Source organism: Mesorhizobium sp. M1A.F.Ca.IN.020.03.2.1 (assembly GCF_004023205.1).
GTDB lineage: Bacteria > Pseudomonadota > Alphaproteobacteria > Rhizobiales > Rhizobiaceae > Mesorhizobium.
On the sequence record NZ_RZSV01000002.1, the window covers coordinates 15328 to 33888 of the forward strand.

Genomic DNA, 18561 nt, shown 5'->3' on the forward strand with positions numbered 1-18561 from the left:
TACCGTGCCATCAACGACAAATCTGGCTCTGCTGAGCGGGTGGTGGAGGCATGAGCGTGGGCTATCCCAAGAGCTTGCCGCAAGGTTGTTCGAAGTTGAGGTGCCGGATAGGCCGCAAATATGTCGGGCGGCCTGGGGTTCGCCAACACGAAGGTGCGCAAGTTCAAAAGGACGATCTGACCCTTGCCGATATCCGTCCAAGGCTGATCTGGAGAAGGTCAAGAACTGCGTCTTGAAGGCTTCCGCCGCACCGGCAAATGCAAAGCCAAGGTGCTGGGCAAGATGGACAGGGCCACCCAACCCCTCGACTGGACGCTCATTAACGGCATCGGTGTGGCTCTGTACAGCTGGCGAGAAAACGCCCTGCTGAAAGACGAAAGCTCGTGTGGCCGGCTCTGAAGGACGGCCAATGAGGCAGGCGAGGAGAGGCTATAGCCCATTCGTGTAGACCGACCTTGTCCCACGGAGGCGGCTAACCACCCCGCCAGACATCATCGAGGGGAGCGCCACTAGGCTCACCCCAAGTGTTGGTCATTTCCACCTGGGTGACCTCGGCCAAGTCACCAAGCCGCTTAGCGCAACCTTTCGAACTGGATGCTCCCGGGCACATGATCGGCTAGCGATCCCACCAGTTGAGTTGCTCCAAGTCGGTGTCTAGCTTTCTACATTCTGTGTCCGACGCTGGACAAGAATGTTGCAATCCCGACCAGCAAGTCAGCACAGGCGCCACCTGTTGCCCAGCAAACGGCAAGGATTATCGAAAGACGAATTCGGCACGGAGCTTGCACCAACGATTGCATGCAAATGCCGACAGCATCTCATGAACGGTCTCTCGATTCTGGCGCGGTTAAATCGCGGCCGGTTCCAGATCATGTCCCGCCCGAAATGGTGAGGGACTTCAACCTGTTTACGTCGCCCGGCATGTTGCCGACGGCTAACGGGGATCCGCATGCAGCGGTTGCTTGCGTTCATGCCGGGCCTCCGATCTTTTATTCAACCAGCAACACGCGCGACGGTCGGGGTACCTGGGTCATCACTCGCGCGAGCGACCAGCGCCGGGTGCTGCAGGACACCGAAACGTTTTCCAGCCATCGCAGCATCTTCGCCTCTGTGCTCGGCGAGAGCTGGCCGATGATCCCGCTTGAGCTCGATCCGCCATTCCACGGTGTTTTTCGCTCACTGCTCAATCCGCTGCTTTCGCCAAAGCGGGTAATGGCATTGGAGCCGGCTGTCCGGGAACGAGCGATCAAGCTGATCGACAGGATCGCCGCATCAGGCACGAGCTGCGACATCATGAAGGATTTTGCAGTTCCGTTCGCGGTCAATATCTTCCTTCGCTTTATTGGGCTTTCGGACGACGGACTAGAAACATTTGTCGGCTGGGCTAGAGATCTGCTCCACGGCGATAAGGAGCAACGACCACCCGCAGCCCGGACGATCGTGGCCTTCATCGACGAACTTGCCACCGAGCGCCGCAAGGAGCCGGTCGATGATTTCATGACCTTCATCGTGAAGGCAAAGGTCGAGGGCCGTCTGCTCAGTGACGAAGAAGTCCGTGGCATCGGCGTGCTTGTGTTTGTCGCGGGGCTCGACACGGTCTCAGCAGCCATATGCTTCGACTTGGCCCATCTCGCGCGCAACCCCAAAGATCAGGAATTGCTACGAAGCGAACCGGACCGGATTGCCGTCGCCGCGGAAGAATTGCTGCGCGCCTATTCGACCATTCAGATGATCCGAGTGGCAACGAAGGATGTCGACTTCAAAGGCGCGCCGATCCGCAAGGGAGACTATGTTTCCTGTGCCACGATGATTGCCAATCGTGACCCGGCGGAATTCGAATGCCCGAATGAGATCGATCTGGCGCGCGAGGACAACCGGCACGCTGCCTTTGGCTATGGTCCCCATCGTTGTCTTGGCTCACACCTTGCCCGGCGGGAGATTGTCATTGGCCTGGAGGAGTGGCTGGCGCGCATCCCAGCCTTTCGGATCAAGACAGGGACTGAACCCATCACCTTCGGCGGCCATGTGTTCGGGATCGAGAATCTGATCCTGGACTGGTCCTGAAGTTTCAGCCAACGACATTGGAGTTCGCTATGCGTGTCATCGTACACAAAGCCAGATGCCAGGGTCATGCGCGCTGCTTGGCGCGGGCGCCGAGAGTCTTCAAGCTTGATGACGACGGCTACATCTTGCCCGGTGATATTGATGTTGCCGATGGGGAGCAACTGCTTGCCTCACAAGGGGTACGAGCCTGCCCCGAACAAGCTCTGGAAGTTGACGAGCCCCCCGCTAACTCAATTGTAGAGAGAGACACACGCAAAGTGCAGACTGGCATCGGGAAGGACAGAACAATCATACAATTCGCGACAGACCCTGTCGACCACGCGAAAATTACCGAACTGCGTGACCGAGAGGCGATCCGCAACTGCCTGTATCGGTACTGCCGCGGGATAGACCGCGCCGATGAGGCGGCGCTGCGTAGCGCATACTGGCCCGAAGCGTATGACAGGCACGGTCCCTATTGCGGACCGGCAGAGGACTTCATCCAATTTGCTCTCGGTCTGCCGGGGCACCGTAACATCCATCAAATCACGAACAGCCTGATCGACTTCATCAGTTCAGCAGAGGCCGCGGTCGAGAGCTATTTCACCGCGCTGCAACGCGGACCGGATACAGACCAAGAAATACGTCAGACGCTGCTTTGCGGCCGTTACTGCGATCTGTTTCAGAAGAGGCAGGACGAGTGGCGAATTGCGGAACGGACAGTCGTCTACGATTGGGTTGAGGAGCAAATCCCGCCAGCGATTCTTGAGGCAGATAGGTTCGGCCGGCGACAGCCGATTGGAGCACCACATCCAGACGATCCCATCTACCAGTTGCTCAAGGGTCACATCCCCACCGACCAAGATGGCGTCGAGGGTCCCCAACTGGGAGCTGCATAAGTGGGTAGGAATGGAGGATGAGCGCCCTACGGGAACGACATCTGTGTGGGGCCGCGACTGGCGGTCACTGCAACGATTTGGCTCGGCCCTTCATTCCGCCCAAGGTTGATGGGCTGAGATCACAAGCGGTCATCGTGGAGAAGCTCTCGTGAAACTGGCAGCACGCACCGTAATCATCACAGGCGCTGCGGGCGGGATCGGCCGTGCCCTGGTCGATATCCTTGCCGCGGACGGAGACACTGTAGTTGCGGTGGACCTTCCGGGCAGTGGTGTGGTTGAACTGGCTCGGGATCTCGGGTCGCCGCACGTCGGTCTGGAGTGCGATGTGTCGCGAGAGAAGGACATGCTCTCACTTTTCGGCCAGGTCGAAGCACGGTTCGCGCAAATCGATGTCCTCATCAACAATGCGGCGGTTGGACCCACGATGGATAGGATCATCGACACCGCTGTCGATACCTTCCGACGCGGCGTGACAGTGAACCTTATTGGGCCATTCGTTATGGCCCGGGAAGCGGCGCGGCGCATGAAGCCGGGCGGTGCGATCGTCAATGTGGCTTCGATGGCGGGCGTGGTCGGCAATCCCAGGCGCAACGCCTACGCAGCCTCGAAAGCTGGCGTGATCTCGTTGACAAAGTCCCTTGCATGCGAGTGGGCTATGCGAGGAATCCGCGTCACGGCGGTGGCGCCGGGCTCCGTCCGCACCCCAATGGTCACAGAACTGGCACGCGCTGGCAAAATGGACCTCGCGGCGATACGCCGCCGCGTGCCGATGGGGCGCTTGGCTCGCCCCGACGAGATCGCCAGGGTCGTGCGTTTTCTGAGCAGCACGCAGGCGCGCTACATCACCGGCTCGGTGCTGGCAGTCGACGGAGGCTGGATGTCATTCAACCAGCCGGGGGATGCTCACCCGCCGGTGGATGGTGCGCTCCAAGCCGAGCTCTCCTGTCCGGCCGAATGCACAGATGCGCGAATCGTGCTCGTCACCGGTGGCGCAAAAAGCATTGGCGCGGCCGTCGCTCGCCGCTTTGCCGCGAACGGCGACACCGTCGTGATTGCTGATAAAGATGGCACTGCAGCGGCAGAGCTGGCTACATCGCTCCCCGGCAAGCATCTGGCGAAATCGCTGGACGTGGCCGTCGAGAGCGATGTGGTGTCGATGTTCGAAGAACTGAGGGGACGCTTCGGGTATATCGATGTTCTGGTCAATAGTGCTGATACCGCCGACAGGATTGTGCCTGCGATCGAGCAACTGTCGAAACAGCTCGAACACGTCCTGGATGTCAACCTTACCGGCGCCTTCACCTGCGCGCGCGAAGCGATCAAGGCTATGCGCCCGGGCGGCGTGATCCTCAATCTCGGGTCGATCGACAGCTTTCTGCCGTTCGCGCCGCGCCATGCCTACGGCGCCTCCAAGGCGGGGATGGATATGCTGACCCGTTGCATGGCGGCCGAACTCGGGCCGGTCGGAATTCGGACAGCCACCGTCGCTCCTGGCCACATCCGCACGCCCGCACTTGCTCAGTTGGCCAAAGCCGGCCGCATCGACCTGACAGCAATCGGACGACGCATCCCCATGGGCAGGATGGGACGGCCAGAAGACGTCGCAGATGCATCGTTCTTCCTTGCTTCGTCTGACGCCTCATACATCAACGGCTCGATCCTCTACGTGGACGGCGGCTGGACCTCGTTCGGTGATGCGGGAAACGCCAGCGAGCTCTATGACGAATGTTTTGCGGAGGCCGCAGGTTAATTGCCAGGCCTTCGCAGGGCGACCGGCCGAGCATTATGAAGCCTCGGCTCCACGACGCACCTGAGGTGCTTGAGATCCAAGCATGCGCATGCCGAGCACATTCCCGGTCGGCTGACGTGTCTATAACGAGGAGAAATCATGGAATTTGCCACTTTCATTCTGGCCGCCCAGCGTGGCTATCACCAATCCTCAGAAAGCGTCATCCGCAACTCCATCGAACAGGCCGTCGCTTCGGAGCAGGCTGGGTTCAACACCGCGTGGTTTGCTGAGCACCACTTCAACAATTACAGCCTCATACCATCCCCGCTGATGATGGTGGCGCACTGCGCCGGCTTGACAAGCACGATTCGCCTGGGCACTGCCGTCTGCGTGCTGCCGCTTTACCAACCGCAGCGCCTGCTGTCCGAGATCGGCTTCGCCGACATCGTTGCGAACGGCCGTCTCGAGCTCGGCGTAGGCTTGGGATACCAGCAGTTCGAGTTCGAACGGTTCGGCGTGGACATCGATGAGGCGCCGGCCGTCTTTTCGGAATACCTGGACATCATTCTCAAGGGCCTCAACCAAAACGTCTTCGAACACGACGGCCAGTATGAGAAGATCCCCCCAACAGCGATTTCGGTCCGCACAGTCCAGCAGCCGACGCCGCCTATCTGGATCGCTGGCGGAGCCGCACGGATGGCTCGGGCCTACCGCGAGGGGCACAATTTTTTTGTCACAGCCTTCCACGACGGCTTAGAGACTTTGACCACACTGCGTGAATCAGTCGAGAGGGCGGCGGCATCCGAGGAAAAGAACGTCACCGACGTCAAGATATCGCTGCTGCGCTGCTGCTATGCCAGCCACGACGAGTTGGAGATCAACAGCTATCTCGACAATGCCCGCTTCCAGCGCCGGCTTTCTGAAGCCCTGCATCAGCGTCGCCAACAGAGCCACGATGGCTACCTGCTGCAGGAGACACCGACCCAGCAGGATCTGTCCTTCGAGACCATGCGCAAAAATTTGCCGATTGGCAGCGTAAATCGCGTGATTGATCGCCTGCTGGAAGAGATCGATATCTTGAAACCGGACCAGATCGCAGTTCAGACTCAATTGGGCGACTTCGACCAAAAGACGATGCTGCGCCAGATCGAGCTCTGGGGCGACAAGATCATCCCTGCGGTCAACAAGGCGCTTTGTCATGCCGGAAGCTGAAGCCGGCCGTTACGATGATGGCTGCCTATCCAGCGCGCAATGGCGTGGGTCCGAGCTAGGGAGGAGCTTCGATCAGCATGTGCTGCCCTGCGTACATTCACGTTCGCTTGAGGAGGTCCAGGCGGGCGAGGTGTTGGCGACGGAGGGGACAGGCCTTTCGTCTGTCGAATTGCGTGATGTCTTGGCCGCAACTTTCCCGTCTACCTCCAGCAGCGTATTCGCTTTGGAGGAGTTGAGCGAGCCCGAGCCGGAACTGGAAGAGGAACTGCTACGCCGGCTGCTGCTAGCGCATGCTGCGCCGGCCGACCCGGCGAGCGCCCGCTTGGCCAAGATCATCGCCCGGCGTGCGATGCGCATGGACCATCTTTGGCGGGATCTTGGCCTCTCAAATCGCGCTGAGCTCAGCCGCCTGCTTGCCAGACATTTTCCCGCGCTGGCGGCAGGCAACACAGAAAACATGAAATGGAAAAAGTACTTTTACCGCAAGCTGTGTGAGGCCGAAGGCTTTTCGTCATGCACAGCACCCAGTTGCGGGGAATGCCATGACTTCGAAAGCTGCTTCGGCCCGGAGGAAGTTGAGAGTCGCCTCTCGCCGACCACGAATGTCGGTTAGTCACTTCGCTTGATCGCAGCTGCGGACAAACGCTTATCGCGGCGCCGTCGTATGGAGGAAGGGATGTTCATCGCCTCGCGATATTTGGTGACGGTACGGCGAGCGACATCGATGCCGGTCTCCTTGAGTTGAGCAACGATGTCTTCGTCGGAATGTACCTTGTCGAGCGATTCTTCGGCTATGATTGCCTTGATCCGATGGCAGACAGCTTTGGCGGAGTGCGCATCGCCGCCCTCGCAGGATGCGATTGGCGCAGCGAAAAAATACTTCAGCTCGAACACCCCGCGCGGAGTCAACATGTACCTGTTCGAAGTCACCCGGCTTACCGTCGACTCGTGCATGCCGATCTCGTCAGCGACATTTTTGAGACAGAGAGGCCGCAGATGGGCGGCGCCGTGTGTAAAAAAGGCATCCTGCTGGCGCACGATTTCGGTCGCAACCTTAAGGATCGTCTTAGCGCGCTGCTTGAGACTGCTGATCAGCCAGTTCCCTTTTTCCTGGCAATTGTCGAGAAACGCTTTGCCTTCCGGATTTTGCTTGGTCAGCTGCGAGATTTCGGCGACATAGGTGTGGTTGATCAACACTTTGGGCAGCGTGGCCGGATCAAGCTCCACCCGCCATCCACCTTCGGACTTGGGCATTACCCAGACGTCCGGTACGATGGTTTCCGGCGTCCCGGACTGGAACCGGTCTCCAGGCTTGGGATCGAGCGCGCGGATTTCGTTCCTCATGTCGAGGAGATCCTCCTCGTCGACTCCGCAACGCTGCTTCAATCCCTGAAAATCCCCCCGTGCAAGCATCTCGAGATTGGCGACCAAAGCTGCCATAGCCGGGTCGAACCGGTCTTGCTGGCGCAGCTGAATCTCCAGGCATTCGCTGAGAGTTCGCGCAAAAATGCCCGGCGGATCAAATTGCTGCAAGATTCCGATGACCCGTTCCACATCAGCTTGCCGAACGTTTAACCTCCTGGCCAGATCGAAAAGGTTTACCTGAAGATAGCCAGTGTCCTCCAGATGAGCGGCGAGCTGTCCGGCAATCAGCCGCTCCTGGGGGGTGAACGGGTTGAGGGCGACCTGGCGGGCGACATGGTCGTGCAATGTTTCGGTGTGGGCGGTAAACTCCTCGACGGCAGGTCGATCGTTGCCGCTACTGCGTTGCGACTTCCATTGCCCGCGCCCGCCAGACGGCCCGCCAATGGGCGATTCGCCGATTTCGCTTCTGCTTTGACTGCTCCGCTGATCCACCCCTGGCAGCGGCGAATCGTCGTCAAACGGGTCAGGCTTCAAAACGGGGTTCTTCTCGAGTGCCTGCTGCACGAGCTGATGGAGTTCAGTATGCGTCAATCGCAGCAAGCGAATAGCTTCAATGGCTTGAGGCGATAAGACCATACGTTGCTTCTGGCGTTGAAGCAGGCTTGCTGAGAGATGCATGTTGAACCGTGATCTGCCGAGGAGGCTCTAGTGTGTGCTTGGGTTGTGTGAGACTTTCCACTTCTGGGTCATGCCGCCGCCTTCAATTTGTCGAGAACGTTTTGCGGGGATGAAACGCCATAGGGGTCCGTCTCGCAGTTGTCACAGAAGCCTTCCTCCTCGAACCACTGCTCCACCACGCCATCGTCGATCAGAGCGGCGTATCGCCAGGAGCGCATGCCAAAGCCCAGATTGTCCTTCGCGACCAGCATGCCCATTTTGCGCGTGAACTCGCCCGACCCGTCTGGGATCAGCTCGATCTTCTGCAGCCCCAAGGACTTTCCCCACGCATTCATGACGAAAGCATCGTTGACCGAGACGCAGTAGATCGCGTCAATTCGCAGTTCCAGAAATTGATCATAGAGTTTTTCGAAATCGGGCAGTTGGAAGGTCGAGCAGGTCGGGGTGAAGGCGCCAGGCAGCGAGAACAGGATGATGCGCTTGCCCCCGAAATAATCGTCGGAGGTCTTGTTCTCCCACCGATAAGGATTTGGCCCCCCGATCGACTCATCGCGAACACGCGTGCGAAAGGTCACGAGAGGAACGTTCTTTCTATAGGTCATTGATTTGCTTCCAGGCCAAAGTGGTACGGTGCATTTTTCGGTTAAACTGAAGCGGCATCGACTTCGGTGGACAGTTCCGGCAGCCTCGCGCCTTGGCGTGGTTGCCTCGGACCGGTCTTGTGCAAGACCGCCCCCGAGCAGGCACGTTTAACGGCGACGAGCTTCCGCGGAGACGGGGAATTTTGCTCGCGTGCTTTATCGAGCTTTGAGAGGTAGGCATGGTCTGCAACCGTGATTTTGACTGCGTTCTATCGACCGAGTCGCAAGCGCCATGCCAATTGACCCGATGCCTTGGGTTCACTTCGGTTTTTGCAGCAACTTTCGTGTTGTGCAGTAATGCCGGTCGATATTATTGCTCAAGCAGCACTGGAAATTGGGTGCGACTCCGTTCGGCAAACCCGGCCTTTGTCCGAAGCCGGACACGAATGTCGGAAATAGCCAAACGCCAGGATCTGGGGCGGGTTAAGAAACGTTGCCGTGGGCACCGGCTTCAGCACAATTGCGCCACGCGAGCATGGCTCCCAGCGTCAATGCCGTGCAGCAGCGAGACGAAGTCACTGCAGAATATCAACCTCTGCGAAGTCGTTGAAACCCAGCATGTGCGAGCCGTTCGAGGCGCAGATCAAGGCATGCTCGAGGAAGAGCTCGTGCTCTCGGCAGCAAGTGTTGCGACGTCTGACAAGGATCGTCGCGCTTCAAGGAAAAGAACCTGAATGGTGCACGGCTTGTGAAGGCCGGCGCATGGAAATGGCTGGGCTGATCATCCTCCATGAGGGTTGAATGAAGAGCTGGCCCCTATCTCCCTCAGCTGCAACGGGGGGAGATAGGGCATGTCCGTCTATCGCGCTGGGTAACATTCCTCGGTGATGCAATAAGGGGAGCAATTTCTCATTTCGGCAGACACGACCCAGCTCTCCTTTCATGCGCTGATTCCCCCAGGGGAAATCGCGACTCCAGGCTTCCTATGCAGCGAATCGCGGTGCTGTCCGATGTCCGACAATGTCGGATGCGGATCGTAGCTGGGCTAGATCCGTCACTTTGCCTCGATGGTTTCCCACTGGCCTTATATCTGCTTCGCCCAAATGCGGCGACATAACCTGTGCGGCATCTGTGAATGGATCGACTTCAATCGAGACCTCGGAGGTCCCGATGCGCGAAGGGAGCTTGCCGATATGACGGCCACCATGGCGAACCACGGTCCGGACGACGAGGGGACTTGGATCGGCGGGCCTGCGGCGCTGGGACACCACCGCCTGGCAATCATCGATATCCAGGGCGGCCGCCAGCCGAGGATGCTCCAGGGGGATGGCCGACCTGACTTGGTGCTCGTCTACACGGGTGAGACTTACAACTACCGCGAGCTGCGTCAACAGCTGGCCGGCCTAGTCCATCGCATGAACACGAGCAGTGACACCGAGGTGGTGCTGCACCGCCCCCGCGAGTAGGGCTCTTCGGCGGGTACACTTTTTTCACGAAATCCGTGAATGTTTCTCGCGACATCATCCCGCAATCGGTGGTGCAGCGGGTGAAGAGCCCGTATCCGGCTATCCAGAATGCCGCCTACGACAAAATACTACGTACGCGGTTCACTGTGATGCTGGACGACCTAGTTGTGGAGCTTCAACAGGTTGTCCTCGATCAGGGCGAGGCGACTGATAGGCGTTTTTGACTTTAGGCTGCCATGTGGACGATGCCAATTGTATCTGTGCAGCCAGACAGGCAGTTCGGCGGCACGATGATCGGATGTCGGATAGGCAATGGCGTAGGCCCATTCGCGCAGTGCTGTCTGGATGAAGCGCTCGGCCTTGCCATTGGTCTTGGGCGTATAGGGTCTTGTCGTGACGTGCTTGAGGCCGAGATCGCGGCAGGCCTTGGCGAAGGCCTTTGATCTGTAGCAGGAGCCGTTGTCGGTCATGACGCGGGCTATCGTGACGCCGAGGCTGGCGTAATAGGCGACCGCGGCCTTGAGGAAGGCGATGGCGCACTCCTTTTTCTCGTCGGGCAGGATTTGCGAGAAGGCGATGCGGGACGCGTCGTCGATGCAGACATGGACGAACTCCCAGCCGGCGCCGCGCGACTTGCCCTTTTGCGGATCGCCGGTGATACGATGGCCGACTTGGCTGAAGCGGCCGAGCTTCTTGATGTCGATATGGATCATCTCGCCGGGATGCTCCCGCTCGTAGCGCCGGACCGGTTCGGCCGGCTCGATATCCCTGAGCCGCGACAGCCCGGCACGCTTGAGAACCCGGCTGACGGTGGCGGGCGAGACGCCGACCTCATGGGCGATGTGCTTGCCGGTCAGCCGCTGGCGACGCAAGGCTGCGATGCGCTCGGCCACGGACTGTTCGGTCAGGCTCGGCATGACGGTGGGCCGCGACGAGCGGTCGACCATGCCGGCCCGCCCTTTGGTCTTATAGCGCTCGACCCAGCGCGCCACGATCTTGGCCGACACGCCATAGACGCGCGCCGCATGGGCTTTGGAAAAAGCGCCTTCTATCACCGATAACGCCATCTCCTCTCGACGCAGCGGTGTGAGACGGGCATTCTTGTGGATGTTCATTCGGACCCTCCGATGGATGCTGAAGCGTGGTAACTCCAGTCTCCTCGGTCCGGTCCGAATGGACAACCTCTCGAAAGCTCACACCTAGTGCCGGCAGTGGCACCGCTGTTGTCCGTCGACAGGTCCCGCGCTTGCTCGGTGCGACCAACAACCTTAAGCGCTAGGGCGTAACCTGACCCTGCAAGATCTCCTCACCGACTATAAGGTGCGCCTCACGATCTGAGACGATGGGACAGGATGGCTAAGGAGGTGCGCCGTCTTGCATGCCCCGCCAGCGAGGCGAACCCTCTCGGCTACGCGCGCCACCAGCGACGCTCCATATCGTCAGGCCTGCGTCTCATGCTCAGATGAGCCGGTATTTGGCTCTCTCATCAGCAAACCGAGAGAGCCCATGCCAAGACGGAAGCAAGCAAGACGAACGAGCGTCAGAGATATCCTGCGCCTGACCCATAAACAGGGCAGTCCGGTGGGCCAAGGTGGCAGAGCAACTGAGGTTCGGCAAGACTTCGGCTTCCACCTATCTGCGGGCGCTGGAGACGGGCTGTCGTGCAGGCCCTGCATGCGGCTTTGAGGACGATGCGATGTTGAAACACCGTCTGTTGCGCCGAATCGGCCGTCGGCCAAACGTTGGGTCGTCATCAGGTTCTCGACAGCTTCCCGGTGTCAAATCCAAACCGTGGTCGGCGATCCCCACCAGGGTGGGAAGGCAGCGCTGATATAGCCGAACGTCGATCAAGTCACGATCAACGATTGCCTCATGTCACATGCCCTGCGGGACTGAAAAACGGAGAAGAACATGTGCGATGCAAAACTGAAGACCGTGCTTTCGCTTTTTTCGCCGGTGGCCAGCAAATTAGATGCTCTCTCGTCCAACGGACCAGCGACGGATGCAAACTGCGTTAAGCTAAATACGAACGAGAACCCGTTTCCGTTGCCGAAGAGCGTAATGCAAAGTGCAATTGCTGCGATCGAACACCAGTATCTTTATCCGGAAGACGACAATCTCAGCTTAAGGGCAGCTGCCTCCGATGCTTACGGATTTTCCAAAGATCAGGTGATTGCCGGCAACGGTTCGTCGGAGCTGCTCGGACTCATCTACAGAGCTTTCCTCGCCCCAGGAGATAGAGTGGCAATGCTGTCGCCCGGATTTTCGTTCAACCGTAAACTTGCCATGTTGCAGGGTGCCGAGTTTCTCGAAATCGCATCGAGCGAAGCTCATCCCCTGCCGATAGAAAAACTGCTGTCCGGCCCCGCAAAAGACGCGAAGTTCATTCTGTTGGCTAATCCGAACAATCCGACCGGAACATTCGTGCCGGTGGCCGAAATCGAACGCCTTGTGGAGCAAGCAGATCGCTTGGTCGTCTTGGATGAGGCCTACGTTGACTTCGCACCCGACAATGCCCTGCGCCTCGTCAATAGACATCCGAATCTTTTGATCTTGAGGACTTTTTCAAAGAGCTATGCTGCCGCTGGCGTGCGAGTCGGCTTCGGTTTCGGTCACCCAGAAATCATTGGCAGGCTGCGCAACATCCAGAATGTCTTCAACATGAACGTGATCGGGCAGGCGGTCGGGAAAAGCATTCTTGCGCATCGCCACGCCTACGAAGAGAACCACAGGCACATCAAGCATGAACGACAGCGAGTGACCCTGGCGCTGTTGCAACTTGGCTTTTCCGTAACACCCTCCCACGCAAACTTTTTGCTGGCCCGTGTGCCGGCGGGACAGGAGGGCTCATGCTGGCAAGCCGCGTTGAAAGAGCAGGCGATCCTCATCGCCAGCTTTCCTGACGTAGATTTGAAGAACTGTATTCGCGTCAGCATTGGCACCACAGAGCAGATGGACAAATTCCTTGCTGCCGCCGAACGCGTCTGTATGAACTTTAAGAAGGATCGCGGTGCTCACAAGCATGAAGTCGATTCACATTAAGCATCAAGTAATGATATGTCGTGAGCTATGATGATTAGCGAATAAATATAGGTAATTTGGAGAACAATTAATTGAAGAAAATTTCCGCTTCGGGCCTGACCTTCGGCATCTTCGATCATCTGGACGAAAACGGCGATGACATCGCACAACAATATGCAGATCGGCTGAGCCTAGCAGAAGCGTGCGATGGCTATGGCTTTTATGCGTATCATCTCGCCGAGCACCACTGTACGCCGCATGGCAGAGGTCCATCACCGAATTTGTTCTTAGCGAGCGTCGCCCAGCGAACCCGCAGTCTTCGTGTTGGTCCCATGGTAATGCTACTTGCGCTCTATCATCCGCTGCGTGCCTTCGAGGAGATCTGCATGCTTGATCAGTTGAGCGGCGGCAGGCTTGAACTCGGCATAGGGCGCGGCTCTGCTCCCACTGAATTGGGATACTTCGGGGTTGCTGTAGAAGCAGCACCAGAACAGTATGCGGAGGCCAGTGAGATTCTCATCAATGCGATGAAAGGCGGGACGCTTTCTTATCAGGGCCGCCACTTTGAGTTGAAAGATGTTCCGCTGACGTTGAGACCTCACCAATATCCCCGTCCGCCGACATGGATCGCCACCAATCGACCCGAGCCGGCTAGCTGGGCCGCTGCGAATGGGGCAAACATCGCCTGCGTCGGACCTTCCACTTCTGTTCGCAGCGTTACCGACGCGTTCCGCGCCGCCCGAATTCACGATGCTGACATTGGCCAGCAAGCGCCATTTCTTGGATTGCTCCGAATGGTGGTGATAGGGCGTTCTGAAACAGATGCGTATTTGCTCGCAGCACCTGCCTATGAACGATGGCTCAATAGCTTCAAATTTCTATACGAACTAAATGCCATTTCCACTCCACCAAACTTGCCTTTGAACTTCGATGCAGCAATTGAAAGTGAATTGTGCGTCGTGGGAACGGCAGATTCTGTCCGAAAAGCTCTCCTTGATCAGCTGGAAGAGGCAGGTGCTAATTATCTTCTGTGTCAACTGGCATTTGGGGATTTGCCGCTGGATGCCTCACTATACACCGCATCGGCCATTGGATCCGAAATCATGGCTCGAGTTGCCGCATCGTGAATCCGTCGTGTGATTGGAGGAGCAGCGGCAGCGCTGCTCCTCATTGCGAAACGGTTGTGGGGGCCGGACTCCTGTGTCAGGTGTAAACCATTGGAGCACGTCCTATCTGATCCAGGTCATATCCTGCGGCTTTGAAGTAGTTGGCACATTCGGCTGGGGTGAAGAGGTCGACGACCGCGCCGAGGCGTCCTGACCTTGCCCCTCTGATCTAATCCGGTTTGAAGTTCGTTCTGGCCCATCCAGAGGACCAGGACATGAAACGCAGCCGCTTCTCTGAAGAGCAGATCATCGGAATTTTGAAGAAACACGAGGCCGGGGTATCGGTTGGCGATCTGTGCCGCAAGCACGGGGTCAGCGACGCCTCGATCTACAATTGGAAGGCCCGCTTCGGCGGGATGGATGTCACCGAGGCTCGGCGACCTGAAGGCGCTGGAGGACGAGAACACGCGCCTGAAGCGGCTTTTGGCCGACGCCATGCTCGACAATGCCGCGTTGAAGGACCTTGTGGGAAAGAAATGGTGACGCCCGCCGCCAAGCGGAAAGCTGTCGCTCGCCTGAAGGAAGGCTTCGGGATGAGCGAACGGCGGGCGTGTAAAGCCATCGGCTGTTGCCGCATGACGGTTCGCTACCAGACCAGCAGGCCGGACGACCGCGAGGTTCGCGAGCGGATGAAGGCCGATCGCGCAGGAGCGTCGCCGGTTCGGCTACCGGCGTCTTCTCGTGATGCTGAGGCGGGAGGGCCTGGTCGTGAACCACAAGAAGCTGTTCCGGCTCTATCGGGAGGAGAAGCTCGCCGTCGCCGCCGTGGCGGCCGCAAGCGGGCGATCGGGACCAGGGCGCCGATGCTGGTGCCGCTGAGGCCCGACGAGCGCTGGTCGCTCGACTTCGTATCGGACCAGCTCACCGACGGGCGCCGCTTCCGCATCCTGGCCGTCGTCGACGACTGCACGAGAGAGTGCCTCGCACTCATCGTTGATACGTCTCTCTCGGGCATGCGGGTTGCCCGCGAATTGGACGGCTCATCACCGAGCGGGGCCGGCCCAGGATGATCGTCAGCGACAATGGCAGCGAGTTCACCTCGAACGCCATCCTCTCCTGGGCGGATCAGAACCGCGTCGAATGGCATTACATTGCGCCCGGCAAGCCGATGCAGAATGGCTTCATCGAGAGCTTCAACGGCCGACTGCGCGATGAACTGCTCAACGAGACGCTGTTCACCTCGCTGGCTCAGGCGCGCGTAGCCATCGCCCTGTGGCACGCCGACTACAACACCGCGCGGCCGCACTCCCCCCTGGCAGACCCCGGCCAAGTTCGCCAGCACCTTCAATCCGCGACGGTCGCTCGCGCTGCGCTATGCCAAAGGCTCCGCGCCAGCGCCCGTCGCTTCACCCGCCCAGCAGGGCACAACCCACGCCGGAAACGAACTCAAAACTGCTGGGGCAACGTCAGTCCCATAGAGCCTTGATGGTTATCTCGGCCTTTGCTCGCAGCAGCGCCTTAGGTTGGGCGAAGGCGTTCTCAATCGGATTGAAGTCGGGACTGTAGGGCGGCAGTTAGAGCAGGCTCGCCTGCGGCCTCAATCGCGCCGCGCAGGGTTCTCCAGGCGGATGTCGCCAATGTCAAATTTGCTGGCATCCATGTCGCCCTCGCCAACCGCACAAGCGAAGGCCAGAAAGCCAACATGTGTTCTGCGGCTTAATTAAGAGTCAGCCGATGTCGGCCGAACATCACCTTGTCTCGAAGTCGACGATCGGACAGCAGGTTGCGAAAGTTGGCGCGATGCGAAACAAACTGCTGAAGCGCTCAACTTTTATTGATCACGCGTGTTGGACGCGACGCACTCCCGTTCCAATCGGGCTGAGCGCAAATTCTCCCGGTTCACAAAACTGAGTCGCTGGAGTAGTGGGGGCGCAGAGAAATCTCCGGTCGCAGCCTTACCCGGTCAAAACAAGGATACCAATGATGAAGACTCTCGCCGTCTGCTCTGGCGGATTGGACTCCGTTTCCCTTGCTCACATGGTGGCAGCGGAGCACGAACTCACCGGCCTTCTATCTTTCGACTATGGCCAACGGCACAGGAAGGAATTGGGCTTCGCCGCTCTTTGCGCGCAGCGACTGAAGGTCCCGCACCAGATCATCGACATCGGCGAAATTGGCCGTGGCCTTTCCGGCTCAGCGCTGACTAGCAGTATCGACGTGCCGGACGGCCACTACGCCGAAGACACGATGAAGATTACGGTGGTGCCGAACCGCAATGCCATCATGTTGGCAATCGCCTTCGGTCTCGCCGCCGCCCACAGCGCCGAAGCGGTGGCGGCGGCCGTGCATGGTGGGGACCATTTCATCTATCCCGATTGCCGTCCGGCCTTCATTGAAGCTTTCCAGACAATGCAAGACCGCGCGCTCGACGGCTATGCGCAGATACGCCTCTATGCACCGTATGTGAATCTCGGAAAAGCTGACATTGTTGCGGATGGCGCAAGATACGGCACCCCGTTTGCTGAGACCTGGTCCTGTTACAAGGGCGGCGTGCGTCACTGCGGACGATGCGGGACCTGCGTCGAGCGGCGCGAAGCGTTCCATCTCGCCGGGCACGCTGATCCCACCGACTACGAGGACGCCGATTTCTGGCTTGAGGCGCTGCGCAGGAGGCGCGCGTAATGTTCCACATCAGCAAGGAATTCCACTTCTCGGCCTCGCATCAGCTCACCTCCTTGCCTCCCAACCATCAATGCGCGCGCCTGCACGGGCATAACTATGTCGTCGTAGTGGAGCTGTCGGCCAAGGAACTGGACGCCCACGGCTTCGTGCGCGACTATCACGATCTGGCGCCGCTCAAACGCTACATTGACGAGAGCTTCGACCATCGGCACCTCAACGACGTGCTGGGACATGAGAAGGTCACGGCGGAATGCCTGGCCAGACATTTCTATGAATGGTGCAAGGCACGTCTGCCGCAGACCGCGGCCGTGCGCGTTAGCGAAACACCGAAAACTTGGGCGGAATACCGTCCGTGACCGACATGCATCCCGCAATCCGTGTGAGCGAGATATTCGGGCCGACTATCCAGGGCGAGGGCGTGCTCATCGGCTTGCCGACGGTGTTCATCAGAACCGGCGGATGTGATTATCGCTGTTCATGGTGCGACAGCCTTCACGCGGTGGACAATCAGTATCGCCATGAATGGCTACCGATGCCGATCGATGCCGTGTGGCAAACCGTCCATGCGCTTTCCGGCGGCAGGCCGGTTATGGTCTCCTTGTCAGGCGGCAACCCGGCCATTCAGCCGTTCGGTCCCCTCATAGAACGAGGCCATCGCGAGGGCTATCGTTTTGCACTGGAAACGCAGGGTTCCGTGGTGAGGGAGTGGTTTGCGGATCTTGACGTGCTGACCCTTAGCCCAAAGCCGCCGTCCAGCGAGATGACGACCCGTTGGGCTGCGTTTGATGCATGCCTCGAAGCGGCGCAAGAGAAGCCGCAAATCGTGCTCAAGCTCGTCGTTTTCGACGAGAGTGACTATGCCTACGCCAAAGAAGTCGCGGCGAGATATCCGCACCTTCCGATCTATCTGCAACCCGGCAATCACACGCCGCCGCTCCCTGGCAGTGAAGACGCCTCTGTCGACTTGGACGGAATAATGATGCGAATGGAATGGCTTGTCGAAAGGGTGACTAGCGACAGGTGGTTCGAAGCCCGCGTGTTGCCGCAGCTGCACGTTCTGCTTTGGGGTAACAAGAGGGCGGTCTAGTCTGTGGCTTGCGTCGCACCGGAAGGCCGGGCTCCAACGGCTTGGCAGGCTCTCTTCGCGTGCCGAGTACAGCCGAGCTTTGTTCGCGTCAGCGGTCTCGCGATTGTGCGGCTGGAAACCGCCCGGACACCCCGCTGCCGGCGTGTGTCACCTTGACTCCGATGAGCTGTCGTCACGCAAAGTTGAAATCCGCAAGAACTGGCCTTCTCGCCCCACCTGCTCCGTCGCAAGCACGTCATCCCCTCATCCTTGTCCAGCTCTTATCGATGTATCTCATTGTCCGGCCTGACGCACGACTGTCAGCATGGGAATGCATCCATTGCGCAAATGCCTTCCATAAAGAAGATCGATTTCCTCATTGGCCCAACGTGAAATATAGCAACGTTTTCGTGGCGTGGGTCGGCTGCGTCGGGAGTAGCGATGAAAACGTATTGGGGTCGCCTGCGTCTCCTTGGGCAGCGAGTGTAAAGTATAGCGATGCGGCCTCCGGCGCGAACGGCAGCCGCGCAGTGATCACCTTCGCCTGTGCCTTTGCGGCGGGGGTCAAGCGCTGGTCTGCTAAAATTTTTTATCGTTTAGCTGGTTGAAACTGCCCCCGTTGCGGGCTGCAGAAGCCGGCCAGCCGAGAAACGGCAGCCGCACTTATGAAAGCACGCCAAGGCGTGCGGGCATCTATCAGTTGCAAAGGACAA

At 58.8% G+C, this 18561-nt stretch carries 14 protein-coding genes and 3 pseudogenes; 13 read left to right on the forward strand and 4 right to left on the reverse strand.

Going from position 1 to position 18561, the window contains the following annotated elements; genetic code table 11:
• Positions 1-885 precede the first annotated feature (885 nt).
• The 6 genes and pseudogenes from EOA79_RS00605 (at position 886) to EOA79_RS00625 (ending at position 6496) form a co-directional block, all read left to right on the forward strand.
• Positions 886-2064 carry a cytochrome P450 gene (locus tag EOA79_RS00605; RefSeq protein WP_164893801.1) on the forward strand — a complete coding sequence of 393 codons (1179 nt, stop codon included), beginning with the start codon at positions 886-888 and terminating at the stop codon, positions 2062-2064.
• A gap of 29 nt (positions 2065-2093) precedes the next feature.
• Positions 2094-2216, forward strand: a pseudogene (locus EOA79_RS33345) (ferredoxin); the annotation flags it as partial.
• Between the two features lie 138 nt (positions 2217-2354).
• The gene (locus tag EOA79_RS00610) at positions 2355-2942 is read left to right on the forward strand and encodes a nuclear transport factor 2 family protein (RefSeq protein ID WP_050580531.1); all 588 of its coding nucleotides are present in this window, start codon (positions 2355-2357) and stop codon (positions 2940-2942) included.
• Between the two features lie 148 nt (positions 2943-3090).
• On the forward strand, positions 3091-4692 hold the full coding sequence (locus tag EOA79_RS00615; protein WP_063169384.1) for an SDR family oxidoreductase: 1602 nt from the start codon (positions 3091-3093) through the stop codon (positions 4690-4692).
• Positions 4693-4830: 138 nt separating this feature from the next.
• Positions 4831-5883: an LLM class flavin-dependent oxidoreductase gene (locus tag EOA79_RS00620; RefSeq protein ID WP_024505249.1), complete on the forward strand. Its 1053-nt coding sequence runs from the start codon at positions 4831-4833 to the stop codon at positions 5881-5883.
• Positions 5870-6496: a nitrogen fixation protein NifQ gene (locus tag EOA79_RS00625; protein WP_063169382.1), complete on the forward strand. Its 627-nt coding sequence runs from the start codon at positions 5870-5872 to the stop codon at positions 6494-6496. The genes EOA79_RS00620 and EOA79_RS00625 overlap by 14 nt, the downstream gene beginning before the upstream one ends.
• On the opposite strand, the gene rpoN is transcribed toward EOA79_RS00625, so the two are convergent.
• Both rpoN and EOA79_RS00635 read right to left on the reverse strand, forming a co-directional pair.
• Complete coding sequence (gene rpoN, locus EOA79_RS00630) at positions 6493-7926, reverse strand: RNA polymerase factor sigma-54 (RefSeq protein ID WP_128292693.1); 1434 nt, start codon at positions 7924-7926, stop codon at positions 6493-6495. The genes EOA79_RS00625 and rpoN overlap by 4 nt on opposite strands.
• Positions 7927-7994: 68 nt before the next feature.
• Entirely contained in the window at positions 7995-8528 is a 534-nt protein-coding gene (locus EOA79_RS00635) for a peroxiredoxin (RefSeq protein WP_024505252.1), read from the reverse strand.
• Between the two features lie 1172 nt (positions 8529-9700).
• On the opposite strand from EOA79_RS00635, the gene EOA79_RS00640 reads away from it, so the two are divergent.
• A complete protein-coding gene (locus tag EOA79_RS00640; RefSeq protein ID WP_206639222.1) occupies positions 9701-9973 on the forward strand; it encodes a hypothetical protein in 273 nt (90 codons plus the stop codon).
• Between the two features lie 161 nt (positions 9974-10134).
• Here the strand turns inward: EOA79_RS00640 and EOA79_RS00645 are convergent, their stop codons facing one another.
• Positions 10135-11088 carry an IS481 family transposase gene (locus EOA79_RS00645; protein ID WP_063169377.1) on the reverse strand — a complete coding sequence of 318 codons (954 nt, stop codon included), beginning with the start codon at positions 11086-11088 and terminating at the stop codon, positions 10135-10137.
• Positions 11089-11884: 796 nt separating this feature from the next.
• Here EOA79_RS00645 and hisC point away from each other — a divergent pair.
• From hisC to EOA79_RS00660, 3 genes and pseudogenes are all read left to right on the forward strand, one after another.
• Positions 11885-13015 carry a histidinol-phosphate transaminase gene (gene hisC / locus EOA79_RS00650; protein ID WP_063169376.1) on the forward strand — a complete coding sequence of 377 codons (1131 nt, stop codon included), beginning with the start codon at positions 11885-11887 and terminating at the stop codon, positions 13013-13015.
• Between the two features lie 71 nt (positions 13016-13086).
• Positions 13087-14121: an LLM class flavin-dependent oxidoreductase gene (locus EOA79_RS00655; RefSeq protein WP_063169375.1), complete on the forward strand. Its 1035-nt coding sequence runs from the start codon at positions 13087-13089 to the stop codon at positions 14119-14121.
• A gap of 254 nt (positions 14122-14375) precedes the next feature.
• Positions 14376-15578 (forward strand): annotated as a pseudogene (locus EOA79_RS00660) (IS3 family transposase).
• Here EOA79_RS00660 and EOA79_RS00665 read toward each other — a convergent pair.
• Positions 15573-15714: pseudogene (locus EOA79_RS00665) on the reverse strand (transposase); the annotation flags it as partial. The pseudogenes EOA79_RS00660 and EOA79_RS00665 overlap by 6 nt on opposite strands.
• Positions 15715-16083: 369 nt before the next feature.
• Here EOA79_RS00665 and queC point away from each other — a divergent pair.
• Genes queC through queE form a run of 3 tightly spaced genes read left to right on the forward strand, consistent with a single transcriptional unit; the run spans position 16084 to position 17869 of the window.
• The gene (gene queC / locus EOA79_RS00670; RefSeq protein ID WP_063170389.1) at positions 16084-16782 is read left to right on the forward strand and encodes a 7-cyano-7-deazaguanine synthase QueC; all 699 of its coding nucleotides are present in this window, start codon (positions 16084-16086) and stop codon (positions 16780-16782) included.
• Complete coding sequence (gene queD / locus EOA79_RS00675) at positions 16782-17138, forward strand: 6-carboxytetrahydropterin synthase QueD (RefSeq protein WP_063169374.1); 357 nt, start codon at positions 16782-16784, stop codon at positions 17136-17138. Before queC ends, queD begins: the two co-directional genes overlap by 1 nt.
• 5 nt (positions 17139-17143) lie before the next feature.
• Positions 17144-17869 (forward strand): 7-carboxy-7-deazaguanine synthase QueE, encoded by a 726-nt coding sequence (gene queE, locus EOA79_RS00680; RefSeq protein WP_164548811.1) that lies wholly within the window; start codon positions 17144-17146, stop codon positions 17867-17869.
• The last annotated feature ends 692 nt before the right edge of the window (positions 17870-18561 follow it).

Bases quoted from the DNA above. Each gene is read 5' to 3' on its own strand.
- rpoN (WP_128292693.1), bottom strand. From the start codon at position 7,926: ATGCATCTCTCAGCAAGCCTGCTTCAACGCCAGAAGCAACGTATGGTC.
- queC (WP_063170389.1), top strand. From the start codon at position 16,084: ATGAAGACTCTCGCCGTCTGCTCTGGCGGATTGGACTCCGTTTCCCTT.
- EOA79_RS00620 (WP_024505249.1), top strand. From the start codon at position 4,831: ATGGAATTTGCCACTTTCATTCTGGCCGCCCAGCGTGGCTATCACCAA.
- EOA79_RS00635 (WP_024505252.1), bottom strand. From the start codon at position 8,528: ATGACCTATAGAAAGAACGTTCCTCTCGTGACCTTTCGCACGCGTGTT.
- EOA79_RS00605 (WP_164893801.1), top strand. From the start codon at position 886: ATGGTGAGGGACTTCAACCTGTTTACGTCGCCCGGCATGTTGCCGACG.
- EOA79_RS00645 (WP_063169377.1), bottom strand. From the start codon at position 11,088: ATGAACATCCACAAGAATGCCCGTCTCACACCGCTGCGTCGAGAGGAG.
- EOA79_RS00625 (WP_063169382.1), top strand. From the start codon at position 5,870: ATGCCGGAAGCTGAAGCCGGCCGTTACGATGATGGCTGCCTATCCAGC.
- queE (WP_164548811.1), top strand. From the start codon at position 17,144: ATGCATCCCGCAATCCGTGTGAGCGAGATATTCGGGCCGACTATCCAG.
- hisC (WP_063169376.1), top strand. From the start codon at position 11,885: ATGTGCGATGCAAAACTGAAGACCGTGCTTTCGCTTTTTTCGCCGGTG.
- queD (WP_063169374.1), top strand. From the start codon at position 16,782: ATGTTCCACATCAGCAAGGAATTCCACTTCTCGGCCTCGCATCAGCTC.
- EOA79_RS00640 (WP_206639222.1), top strand. From the start codon at position 9,701: ATGACGGCCACCATGGCGAACCACGGTCCGGACGACGAGGGGACTTGG.